Genomic DNA, 11818 nt, shown 5'->3' with positions numbered 1-11818 from the left:
GCCGGTTCCGGTGTTCTCGGGCACGGGTCGCGGCTCTCTGCGGGCTCTCGGAACCGGGTGGCACCGGAAGGAACGCGTCGTGTCTGTTCTCCGTAAACGCGTGCGCCGTATCCTGGTCGCGCTCTCCGTCGTCGCCCTCGGCTTGGGCCTGACGGCCCCTCCCGCGGCCGCGCATACCCTGCATTCCGCCGTCACATCCGGCGTGGGCTGCGGTTGGGACGGGGACTACGAGGTACTTGAAGACAAAGACATCACGGAATCGGGCGACCTCATCGGCCGGGTCTACCTGCTCTGGAACGACTCCGGAACGAAAAGCGGGCATAATTGTGTCGTCACGAGGAAGCTCGGGGAGGCGCACGGCGCCGTTTCGTTCACCAATGCGCAGCTTTTCGTTGAAAACGGGTCCGGAGCGCAGGCCCCCGGTCGATACAGCCACTACTCCGCGGCTTCGGAGTGGGCGCGTGGGAATTGCGTCCAATATAGCGGATACGTGCGGAATCCGCGTACCGGCGAGGTCGGTTACGCTGAATTGCTGGAATGGAAGTACTGTAGTTGACCGTATTCGGATGTGACCCGGCCGCGTAGCGGTGACGAGGTCGGACCTCGTCGACGAAACGCGCTCCGGGCGGCGCTCACCTCCGCCGCCCGGAGCGGTTCGCCCGCTGCGCCGCTCTCCGCGGGCCGGGTCAGACCCCCCACCGCAGCCCCGGAGTGTTCACCGGCGCGTCCCACAGCGGGAGGAAGTCCTCCTGGGCCTCGCAGATCGTGATGGAGCAGCCGGCCATGTCCAGGCTGGTGACGTAGTCGCCGACGGCGTTGCGGACGATGGTGATCCCGCGCTCCTCCAGCAGAGCCGCGACCTCGCCGTAGACCAGGTACAGCTCGCTGAGCGGAGTGCCGCCCAGCCCGTTGACCACCACGATCGCCTCCGAGCCGCTCTCCAGCGGGCGGTCGTCGAGCACCGCGTCGACCATGTCGGAGACGATCTCGCCCGCCGAACGCAGCTTCTCCCGGCGCCGGCCCGGCTCGCCGTGGATGCCCACGCCCACCTCGATCTCGTCCTCGGGCAGGTCGAATCCGGGGCGCCCGGCCGAAGGCGTCGTGCAGGCGGTCAGCGCCACCGCGAACGAACGCGACGCCGCGTTGACCCGCCGGCCCGCCTCGGCGACCTCCGCCAGCGCGTCGCCGCGCGCGGCCGACCCGCCGGCGATCTTCTCGACCAGCAGCGTGGCGCCGGTGCCGCGCCGTCCCGCCGTGAAGGTCGAGTCCTCCACCGCGACGTCGTCGTCGACCAGCACCGTCTCGACCTGCAAGCCCTCGTCGCCGAGGGTTTCGGCGGCCATCTCGAAGTTCATCACGTCGCCGGTGTAGTTCTTCACCACCAGCACCGTCCCCTCGCCGCTGTCGGCAGCGCGCACCGCCTCGGTGGCCTGGTCGGGCACGGGCGAGGTGAAGATCTCGCCGGGGCAGGCGGCGTCGAGCATGCCTTCGCCGACGAACCCGGTGTGCAGCGGTTCATGGCCCGATCCGCCGCCCGAGACCAGACCGACCTTGCCGGCGACGGCGCCGCGGGCGCGCGTGACCACCCCGGATTCCAGGTTGACCGACAGTTCGGGGTGGGCGGCCGCGAAACCGGCCAGCGCGTCGGTGAGGTAGGTGTCGGCGGTGTTGAGGAACTTCTTCATACGGCTCGCTCCCGCGGTGGCCTCGGCGGTGATGTGCGCCCTGGGACGCTTCCCGGCAGTAGCCTAGGTCCCCATGGGAAACGATGGCGCCACTGTCGGAATCGTGCTCGTGTCGCACAGCGGGAAACTCGCCGAAGGGCTGCACGAACTGATCGCCCAGCTCGGCTCGGCGGGCGGGCGCGTCTTCAGCGCCGGAGGGACCGACGACGGCGGGATCGGCACCTCCTATGAGCGGATCGGTGCGGCGATCGCCGAGGCCGACTCCGGCGCCGGCGTGGTCGTGCTGGCCGACATCGGCAGCGCGGTGCTCACCGCCCGGACGGTGCTGGAGGACGAGTCCCGCGACGACCTCGTGCTGGTGGACGCGCCGTTCGTCGAGGGCGCCGTGGCGGCGGCCGTCACCGCCTCCACCGGAGCCGCTCTCGCCGCCGTCACCGAGGCCGCCCGCGACGCCCGCAGCCAGCCCAAGTTCCCGGACTGACCCGCGCGGCACCCGCGCGGCCGGGGGCCGTCCCCGGGCATCTGAGGCGCCCGCACCGGCGGCCGTCCCGGCGCCGGCGGGATCCTGCGGGAAAACCTCTTGGCGCCTCCGCTTATCCTGGACGGCGGTATGAAAACGTCGTCTGCGGCCCCCTCCGGCTCTCGTTCCGGCTCCGAACACTCCGACATCCGTGAGCTCCGTCGGCGCCTGTCCCCGCTGATGCTGGCCGACCGGCACCGGCTGCGCCGCCGTATCGACGGGCTCCAGAAGGTCCGCACCGAGAACAAGCGCGCCGGGATCGCCGCCGAGATCTCCGCGGAGATCGACGCCGCCCATGCCCGCGTCGAACGCCGCGCCTCGGCCGTACCCGACATCGACTACCCCGAAGCGCTGCCGGTCAGCGCCCGCAAGGACGACATCGCCGCGGCCGTGCGCGACAACCAGGTCGTCATCGTGGCGGGGGAGACCGGTTCGGGCAAGACCACCCAGCTGCCCAAGATCTGCATGGAGCTGGGGCGCGGCGTGTACGGCGCGATCGGCCACACCCAGCCGCGCCGGTTGGCGGCGCGCACCGTGTCCGAGCGCATCGCCGAGGAACTGGACACCCCGCTGGGCGAGGCCGTGGGCTACAAGGTCCGGTTCACCGACCGCTCCGGCGACGACACGCTCGCGAAGGTGATGACCGACGGCATCCTGCTGGCCGAGATCCAGCAGGACCGGATGCTGCGCCGCTACGACACGCTCATCATCGACGAGGCCCACGAGCGCAGCCTCAACATCGACTTCCTCCTGGGCTACATCAAGCAGCTGCTGCCGCGCCGGCCCGACCTCAAGGTCATCATCACCTCGGCCACCATCGACCCCGAGCGCTTCTCCCGCCACTTCGGCGACGCCCCGATCGTCGAGGTGTCCGGGCGCACCTACCCCGTCGAAGTCCGCTACCGCCCCGCCGACGAGGACGAGGAGGGCGAGCAGGAGGACCAGACCCAGGCGATCTGCGCGGCCGTGGACGAGCTGCGCACCGAGGCGCCCGGGGACATCCTGGTGTTCCTCAGCGGCGAGCGCGAGATCCGCGACACCGCCGACGCGCTGCACAAGCAGAAGCTGCCCGAGACCGAGGTCGTGCCGCTGTTCGCGCGATTGTCGGCAGCCGAGCAGCAGCGCGTGTTCGCGCCGCACCGCGGGCGGCGCATCGTGCTGGCCACCAACGTCGCCGAAACGTCGCTGACGGTGCCGGGGATCCGCTACGTCATCGACCCGGGCACCGCCCGCATCTCCCGCTACAGCCACCGCACCAAGGTGCAGCGGCTGCCGATCGAGCGGGTCTCCCAGGCGTCGGCCAACCAGCGCAAAGGCCGCTGCGGCCGCGTCGCCGAGGGCGTGTGCATCCGCCTGTACTCCGAAGAGGACTTCCTCTCCCGGCCGGAGTTCACCGACCCCGAGATCCTGCGCACCAACCTCGCCTCGGTGATCCTGCAGATGGCCTCGCTGGGGCTGGGCGACGTCGCCGCCTTCCCGTTCGTGGAGGGCCCCGACCGGCGCCAGATCAAGGACGGCGTGCAGCTGCTGCAGGAACTGGGGGCGCTGGCCCCCGGCGAACCCGACGCCGGCCAGAGCCTCACCGCCGTCGGCCGCCGGCTCGCCCAGCTCCCCGTGGACCCGCGCATGGGCCGGATGGTGCTGGAGGCCGAGGACAACGGCTGCCTGCGCGAAGTCATGATCATCGCGGCCGCCCTGTCGATCCAGGACCCGCGCGAGCGCCCTGCCGACCAGCAGCAGGCCGCCGACGAGCAGCACGCCCGCTTCGCCGACAAAGAGTCGGACTTCATGGCGTTCGTGAACCTGTGGAACTACCTGCAGGAGCAGCAGAACGCGCTGTCGGGCAACCGGTTCCGCCGCATGTGCCGCAACGAGTACCTCAACTACCTGCGGGTCCGCGAGTGGCAGGACATCTACAGCCAGCTCAAGCAGGTCGCCAAGGCCGACGGCGCCACGCTCAACTCCGCCGAGCCCAAGCCGCGCGAGATCCACATGTCGCTGCTGGCGGGGCTGCTGTCGCACGTCGGCCTCAAGGATCCCGAGAAGAACGAGTACCTGGGCGGGCGCGGCGCCCGATTCGGGATCTTCCCGGGCTCGTCGCTGTTCAAGAAGCAGCCCCGCTACGTCATGGCGGCCGAGCTGGTCGAGACGTCGCGGCTGTGGGGTCGCATGGTCGCGCGCATCGAACCCGAGTGGGCCGAGAAGCTCGGTTCCCACCTGGTCAAACGCTTCTACAGTGAACCCCACTGGGAGAAGAACCAGGGCGGGGTGATGGCCTACGAGCGCGTCACCCTCTACGGGGTTCCCCTGGTCGCCCAGCGCAAGGTCGCCTACGGATCCGTCGACCCCGAGACTTCCCGCGAGCTGTTCATCCGCCACGCGCTGGTCGAGGGCGACTGGAACACCGGGCACCGCTTCTTCCACGAGAACCGGCGGCTGCTGGAGGAGGTCGAGGACCTGGAGCACCGCGCGCGCCGGCGCGACATCCTGGTCGACGACGAGACCCTGTTCGCCTTCTACGACGAGCGGGTCGGGGCCGAAGCCGTCTCGGCCGCCCACTTCGACACCTGGTGGAAGCGGGTGCGGCGCAAGCAGCCCGACCTGCTGAACTTCGAGAAGTCGATGCTCATCAACGAGGGCACGGCCGGCGTCAGTGAGCAGGACTACCCCGACCAGTGGCGCCAGGGCGAGCTCGCCTTCGCGCTGAGTTACCAGTTCGAACCCGGGACCGACGCCGACGGCGTCACCGCGATCGTTCCGCTGACCGTGCTCAACCAGGTGTCGGAGGACGGCTTCGACTGGCAGATCCCGGGCCTGCGCGAGGAACTGGTCACCGCGCTGATCCGGTCGCTGCCCAAACCGCTGCGGCGCAACTTCGTGCCGGTTCCCGACACCGCCCGCACGGTGCTGGGCCGGATGACCCCTTACGCCGAGCCGCTGACCGCGGAGCTGGCCCGCACGCTGGCCGCGATGAGCGGCGAGCGCATCGCCCCCGGCGACTTCGACCGGCAGCGGGTGCCCGACCACCTGCGCATCACCTTCCGCGCCGTCGACGACCGGCACAACACGCTGGCGGAGGAGAAGGACCTGGCGGCGCTGCGGTCCCGGCTCAAACCGCGGCTGCAGAAGGCCATCTCCGCCGAGGCCCGCGGCATCGAGCGCTCCGGTGTGCAGGAGTGGGACTTCGGTCCGATCCCGCGGATCTTCGAGCGCAAGTCGGCCGGTCCGACGGTGAAGGGCTACCCGGCGCTGGTCGACGACGGCGACAGCGCCGCGGTGCGCCTCTTCGACACCGAGGCCGAGCAGCGCCACGCCATGTGGCGCGGCGTGCGGCGGATGCTGCTGCTCCAGGTGCCCTCGCCGGCCGCGGTCATCCAGCGCGGCCTGGACAACGGCACCAAGCTGGCGCTGAGCAACAACCCGCACGGCAGTGTGCAGGCGCTGTTCTCCGACTGCCAGGACTGCGCGGCCGACGCGCTGATCGCCGCCCGCGGCGGGCTGGACGCGGTCACCGCCTCCGGCGGCGACCAGTGGGACCCGGCGGCGTTCGAGCGGCTGCGCGAGCACGTGCGCGCCGAACTCGCCGACACCATGGAGGAGGCGGTCACCGGTGCGGCCCGCATCCTGCAGACCGCCCACGCGCTGGGCCGCAAGCTCAAGGGCAGCACCAGCCTGGCGGTGCTGCCGTCGCTGAACGACGTGCAGGGCCAGATCGCCGGCCTGGTGCATCCGGGGTTCGTCACCGACGCCGGGCTGGCGCGGCTGCCCGATCTGCACCGCTACCTGAAGGCCGCGGAGCACCGGCTGACGAAGCTGGCCGACAACGCCCGCCGCGACCAGGTCGACATGTCCAAGGTCGAGCAGATGCGCCGAGCCCGCGACAAGCTCCTGGGTGAACTCGGGCCGGTACGCGCGCAGGACGCCGACGTGCGCGAGATCGGCTGGATGCTGGAGGAGTTCCGCGTCAGCCTCTTCGCCCAGGAGATCGGTACGGCCTACCCCGTCTCGGAGAAGCGCATCCTGAAGGCGATCGAGGCGGCCAAGGGCTGACGCCGCAGGCGGCCGGCGCGGCGGCGGCCGGGTTCTGCGGCCCGCTGCGCCGACGTCCACCGCGCCGGGACCCGCACCCGCACCGGCACCCGAAACCGACGAAAGGGCACTGATGAGCGCACCCCGCCTGCTGTGGATCGGGACCTACACCCCCGGTTCCGACCCCGAAGCCACCGGGGAGGGCATCCACCGCGCATGGCTGGATCCCGCGACCGGGCGGCTGCACGGCGGCGCGGCGGCGGCGCGCACCGCCGGGCCGTCCTTCCTGGCGGCGCACCCGCGCGGCGGGGTGCTGTACGCGGTCAACGAGGTCGGGCGGGGTACGGTCGAGGCCTTCGCCGTCGAAACCGATGACGGCGGCGCTCCCGTGCTGACCGCGCTGGGCGGCGTGCCCACCGGCGGGGCTTCCCCCTGCCACGTGCTCGCCCACCCGGGCGGCGACCGTGTGGTCACCGCGAACTACGCCGACGGCAGGGTCAGCGTCCACCCTCTGGCGGCGGATACGGGCGCCGTCCGGGAACCCGACGTGGTGCTGGCGCACACCGGCGCGGGGCCCGACCCCGAGCGCCAGGAGGGCCCCCACGCCCACTCCGCGGCGATCGCCCCCGGCGGGCGCCACATCCTCGTCGCCGACCTCGGCACCGACGAGCTGCGCTGCCACACCTTCGACCCCGCCGCGGTCCGCCCGGTCGGCCCGGTGGGTCCGCTGGCGGTCGCCGCCCACCTCCCCCCGGGAACCGGGCCGCGCCACATGGCGCTGCACCCCGACGGCCGCGTCTACGTCGCCGGTGAGCTGGATTCGCGCGTGCACGTGCTGTCCTGGGACGCCGAACGGGCCCGGGCCGCTCCCGTCGCCGACGCGGCCGCCAGCGGCCACGAGGGCCCCAACCACCCCGGCGAGATCGCGCTGTCGCCGGACGGTGAGCGCCTCTACGTCTCCAACCGCGGCGCCGACACCATCGCCACCTTCGAGATCACCGGCGGGGGAACCGGACTGCGCCGTATCGCCGAGACCCCGTGCGGGGGCGCCTGGCCGCGCCACTTCGCCCTGACCGACGGCCACATCGTCGTCGCCAACCAGAAGTCGGCCGAGTTGTCGTCGCTGCGCCTGGACGACCGGGGCGTCCCGGAGGACACCGGCCACCGCTTGGCCGTCGGCGATCCGGCCTGCGTCCTGCCGGTGTAGCCGCACGCGCCGCCGCGGGCGGGCCCGTCGCAGGGCGGCGGCCCCTCCGGGGCCCCGCACGCTCGCGACGGGGACCGGACGGCGGCCGGCGGCGTCGACGCGCCTGCTCAGGTCTCTGCATCGGGGCGGGGGCGGACGTTTACCGGTGTCCGTATGTGACTAGTGGGGCCGCACAGCCCTTTCGACGTCACACGGAGGCACCTCGTGGTACAGCCGGAGACCGGCGACGCCGGTGACGCGTTCCTCGCCCGCGTGCAGCAGCACGCCGGGATCGCCTCGCGCGGCGAGGCACTGCGCCTGACCGAGGCGACGCTGGCCGCGCTGCAGCGCAGCCTCAGCGGGGGGCAGTTCAACGATCTCGCGCGCAATCCGCCGCCCGCGCTGCAGCCCGAGAGCGAAGCGTCCGGGCAGGCCGTCGCCTTCGACAAGGGCGCGTTCCTGGACAAGGCCAGCGGGGGAGTGTCGGCGGTCGATCCCGCGGAGGTCGAACTGTCGGTGAGCGCGGTGCTCACCACCCTCCGCGAACGGCTTCCCCGTGAGGAGACCGAAGACACCATCGCTCAGCTCCCTCGGGGATTGGCCGCGCTGTTCGGCGGTGCGCCCGGAAGCTGACACCGGACGACCGCAGCGCGATCTCCCCCGCCGCCGGCCGGGCGGACGCGGCCGCGCATCCTGCCAACCACGCCTGGAGCGGAGCCGAAAACCATGGATCTCAGCTTTCTCACCTCTGTCGAGGGCACGACGGGGCCGGTGGCCTCGCTGAACATCAACAACTCCCGCGACGCCGAAGACGCCGACCACGAAGTCCACGTCCGGTGGCAGAAGGCGCGCGAGGACCTGCTCGCCCGGGGCGTCGACGAGCCGACGCTCAGCGCCATGGACGGCGTGGTCGGGCGCACCGGCAGCGTGTCCGGCCCCCACGGCCACGTCGTCTTCGCCGCCGACGGCCGCGTGCTGATGGCCACGGTCGTGGCCGAACCGCCGCAGGACTACGTGGCCCGGGTCGGGCCGCTCCCCGATCCGCTGATCTACATCTACAGCCAGCGCACGCGGATCCCCTATGTGCTCGCCGTCGTCGACAGCATGGGCGGTGACGTCCGGACGGTCTACGGCGACGGGCGCACGGTCACCCACCTCGTGGAGGGCGACGACTGGCCCGTGCACAAGGTCCGCGAGGGCGGCTACCACCATAAGCAGATGCAGCGGACCGTCGACAACCAGGTCGCCGAGAACGCCGGGCGGGTGGCCGGAGCGGTCGCCCAGGAGGCCGAGAGGTGCGGCGCCGAAATCGTCGCGATCGCCGGCGAGATCCAGGTGCGCGGCGAGATGCGCGACCGGTTGCCCGATTGGCTGGAGCCGCGGGCGCTGGATCTGGAGTCGGGGTCGAGGGCGGCCGGATCGGATGCCGCACCGCTGGAGACGGAGCTGCGCAGCCGCCTGGAGGAGCGCGACCGGGCCCGGGTCGCCGCGGTGCAGGCGTCGTTCGAGCAGGGCCGCACCACCCGCGACCGGGCGGTGGAGGGCTTCGCGCCGGTGGTGCGGGCGCTCCAGCGCGGCCAGGTGGAAACCCTGCTGTGGTCGACCGGACTGGCCGAGACCGACCTGCGGGTCTGGGTGGGGCCTTCCGGCGAGCAGATCGCCCTCGACAAGGAGGAGCTGCGCGACATGGGCGTAGACGAGCCGGTCGACGATCTGGCCGGTCCCGGCGTGCTGCGCGCGGCCGCCGCGACCTCCGCGGACCTCGTGCTGGTTCCCCAGCGCGACGCGACGGCCGAGGAAGGCATCGGCGCGATCCTCCGCTTCTCCGACCCGTCGCTGGACCACTGATCCAGCGACGGGGGCGTCGATCGCCCGGTGGCGGTCGAGGAACCCGCCGGGGCGGCCCACGCGCCGGACCTCGGCAACGCACCGTGCGCGGGTGGACGCCTGACGGCTTCGTAGCCGGTCGTGCACCCGCGGCGCGTGGCCCGGCGAGCGGGGCGGCGACGGATTCCGCCGCTCGCCGGGCGACAGTGCGGCTTTCACGTGCTCCCGCAGCGCCGTGCGCGACCGCTGCACCGGACGCTCGGTCCCGACACCGACCCGACACGGGGGAGCGGGGCCGCGTGGTCGGCGACCGGCCGCAGGACCACTGTCCGGCATAACGGACAATGGGGGTGGTAGGCACCGCAGTGATCAGTGTGAGAGGACGGGATTCCCCCATGCCCCAGGCCCCTGACAGCCGGGTTCGCCGCCGCGGCCTCACCGCCCGCGACATCGCCCTCATCGCGGTGTTCGCAGCGCTGCTGGCCGCGCTCAGCATGCCCGTCGCCATCCCGGTCGGCCCGGTGCCGATCACCCTGCAGACCCTCGGCGTGATGCTCGCCCCCAGCCTGCTCGGCGCCAAGCGCGGGACGCTGTCCGTGCTGACCTTCCTGGCCCTGGTAGCGGCCGGGCTCCCGCTGCTGCCCGGCGGGCGCGGCGGGCCGGCTCCCTTCGTGGGGCCCACCGGCGGGTACATGCTCGGGTGGGTCGTCGGCGCCCTGGCCATCGGGCTGCTGGTGCACTACATGCTGCCGCGCTACCGGTTCTGGTACGGCCTGGGCGCCAACATCGCCGGTGGCATCGGCGTGGTCTACCTGGTCGGTGTCCCCTGGAGCGCGGTCGCCCTCGGCGACGGCCTGCTGGCCACGATCACCGCCGTGGGCGTGTTCCTGCCGGGCGACCTCGCCAAGGCCGCGCTGGCGGCCGGCATCGCCGCGGCCGTGCACCGGGCCTACCCCGTGCCGCCCGCCGGACGCCCGGTCGCCGAGGCCGACGCCGACGCCGACGTCTTCACCGACACCGCCGGAACCGCCGACACGGACACCGGTGCCTCCACCGACGCCGCTACCGCCGCCGACACCGGCAGCCCCGACGCCGGCGGGACCGGGGACCGCGCGGAATGACGCTGCGCCTGGAGCGGGTCAGCCACGCCTACGACGGGCGCCCGGTGCTGCGCGACGTCGACCTGGAGCTCGGCGAACACCGCATCGGTGTCGTCGGCGCCAACGGCTCCGGCAAGTCGACGCTGGCCCGCACCCTCAACGGCCTGGTGCTGCCCGACTCCGGGCGCGTCCTGCTGGACGGCCGGGACACCCGCCGCCACGCCCGCGAGATCCGGCGCCGGGTGGGGTTCGTCTTCTCCGACGCCTCGGCGCAGATCGTCATGCCCACGGTGGCCGAGGACGTCGCCATCGGCCTGCGCCGCAGCGGGCTCACCGCCGGCGAGCAGCGGGCGCGCGTGGACGCCGTGCTGGAGCGCCACGGCCTCGCCGGCCACCGCGACCATCCCGCCCACCTGCTCTCCGGAGGCCAGCGCCAGATGCTCGCGCTGGCCTCGGTCCTGGTCACCGAACCCGACGTGCTGGTGTGCGACGAGCCCACCACACTGCTGGATCTGCGCAACACCGCCGTCATCGAGGAGACGCTGCGCGCCCTGCCGCAGCAGCTTGTGCTGCTCACCCACCACCTGGAGGCGCTGTCCGGGTTCGACCGGGTGCTGGTGATGGACGAAGGGCGCGTGGTCTTCGACGGCCTCCCCGACGAGGCGGTCGCCCACTACACCGCGCTCATGCGCCCGGACACCGGCGCCGGGTCCGGCCCGCGCGCACCGGAAGGCGGATCGCGGCCGTGAGCATGGCCGGGATCTACGTCCCGCCGCGAAGGCGCCGCGCGGTGCTGCACCGGTTGCCCGCCGGCGCCAAGATCGCCGCCCTCGTTGCGGCGGTGGTCGCCGTCGTGGCCGCCGCCGACGCCCGTGTCGCCGTGGCTGCGGCGGCCGCCGCCGCGCTGGTGCACCCGCTGTGCGGGCTGGGGGTGGGGCCGGCGCTGCGCACGCTGCGGGCGCTGGCGCCGTTCGTGGCCGCGATCGTGCTGTTCCAGTGGCTGGTCGGGGACGGGGCGACGGCGGTTCGGGTGTGCGGGCAACTGTTGGCCGCGGCGCTGCTGGCGGCCGCGGTCACCGCCTCCACCCGCGTCACCGAGATGCTGGAGCTGTTCGAGCGCCTGGCGCGCCCGCTCGCGCGGGTGGGTGCGAACCCGCGGCGCGTGGCGCTGGTGCTGGCTCTGACGATCCGCTGCATCCCGATGGTCGCCTCCGCGTGGCGGACCTCGCGCGAGGCCTACCTCGCCCGCGGCCTGCGCGGCCGCCCCGACGCGATGGTGGTGCCGGTGATCGTGGGGCTGCTGCGCTCCGCCGACTCCTTGGGCGAGGCCTTGACCGCGCGCGGTATCGACTGAACTCCCCCGTACCGGGTCAGATAACCGCAACCGAACCGGTATAGCGTCACGCCCCCACTAATGGCATATTCGGGGCATCCCAGGCACCCGGGGCGGCCCTCCCGGCGGCACGCTCCC

General features: G+C 72.8%; 10 protein-coding genes. 9 read left to right on the top strand and 1 reads right to left on the bottom strand.

Features of this window, described 5'->3' with window-relative positions; translation table 11 throughout:
• The first annotated feature begins 79 nt into the window (after positions 1-79).
• Positions 80-556 (top strand): hypothetical protein, encoded by a 477-nt coding sequence (locus HNR25_RS05480; protein WP_184633638.1) that lies wholly within the window; start codon positions 80-82, stop codon positions 554-556.
• Between the two features lie 130 nt (positions 557-686).
• On the opposite strand, the gene dhaK is transcribed toward HNR25_RS05480, so the two are convergent.
• Complete coding sequence (gene dhaK / locus HNR25_RS05475) at positions 687-1685, bottom strand: dihydroxyacetone kinase subunit DhaK (RefSeq protein WP_184633637.1); 999 nt, start codon at positions 1683-1685, stop codon at positions 687-689.
• A gap of 73 nt (positions 1686-1758) precedes the next feature.
• On the opposite strand from dhaK, the gene dhaM reads away from it, so the two are divergent.
• The 8 genes from dhaM (at position 1759) to HNR25_RS05435 (ending at position 11701) form a co-directional block, all read left to right on the top strand.
• Entirely contained in the window at positions 1759-2166 is a 408-nt protein-coding gene (dhaM, locus tag HNR25_RS05470) for a dihydroxyacetone kinase phosphoryl donor subunit DhaM (protein ID WP_184633636.1), read from the top strand.
• Between the two features lie 219 nt (positions 2167-2385).
• Entirely contained in the window at positions 2386-6255 is a 3870-nt protein-coding gene (gene hrpA / locus HNR25_RS05465) for an ATP-dependent RNA helicase HrpA (RefSeq protein ID WP_376767540.1), read from the top strand.
• A 112-nt stretch (positions 6256-6367) separates the two neighbouring features.
• Complete coding sequence (locus HNR25_RS05460) at positions 6368-7441, top strand: lactonase family protein (protein WP_184633634.1); 1074 nt, start codon at positions 6368-6370, stop codon at positions 7439-7441.
• 204 nt (positions 7442-7645) lie between these two features.
• On the top strand, positions 7646-8053 hold the full coding sequence (locus tag HNR25_RS05455) for a DUF2267 domain-containing protein (protein ID WP_184633633.1): 408 nt from the start codon (positions 7646-7648) through the stop codon (positions 8051-8053).
• Between the two features lie 93 nt (positions 8054-8146).
• A complete protein-coding gene (locus tag HNR25_RS05450) occupies positions 8147-9268 on the top strand; it encodes a baeRF2 domain-containing protein (RefSeq protein ID WP_184633632.1) in 1122 nt (373 codons plus the stop codon).
• Between the two features lie 374 nt (positions 9269-9642).
• On the top strand, positions 9643-10368 hold the full coding sequence (locus HNR25_RS05445) for a biotin transporter BioY (RefSeq protein ID WP_184633631.1): 726 nt from the start codon (positions 9643-9645) through the stop codon (positions 10366-10368).
• The gene (locus HNR25_RS05440; protein ID WP_184633630.1) at positions 10365-11096 is read left to right on the top strand and encodes an energy-coupling factor ABC transporter ATP-binding protein; all 732 of its coding nucleotides are present in this window, start codon (positions 10365-10367) and stop codon (positions 11094-11096) included. The genes HNR25_RS05445 and HNR25_RS05440 overlap by 4 nt, the downstream gene beginning before the upstream one ends.
• Positions 11093-11701: an energy-coupling factor transporter transmembrane component T family protein gene (locus HNR25_RS05435; RefSeq protein WP_376767469.1), complete on the top strand. Its 609-nt coding sequence runs from the start codon at positions 11093-11095 to the stop codon at positions 11699-11701. Before HNR25_RS05440 ends, HNR25_RS05435 begins: the two co-directional genes overlap by 4 nt.
• Positions 11702-11818: the final 117 nt, after the last annotated feature.

It is taken from the genome of Streptomonospora salina (assembly GCF_014204715.1).
GTDB lineage: Bacteria > Actinomycetota > Actinomycetes > Streptosporangiales > Streptosporangiaceae > Streptomonospora > Streptomonospora salina.
The sequence above is the reverse complement of the archived record's forward strand: the minus strand, read 5'-3'. Positions and strand labels throughout refer to the sequence as shown.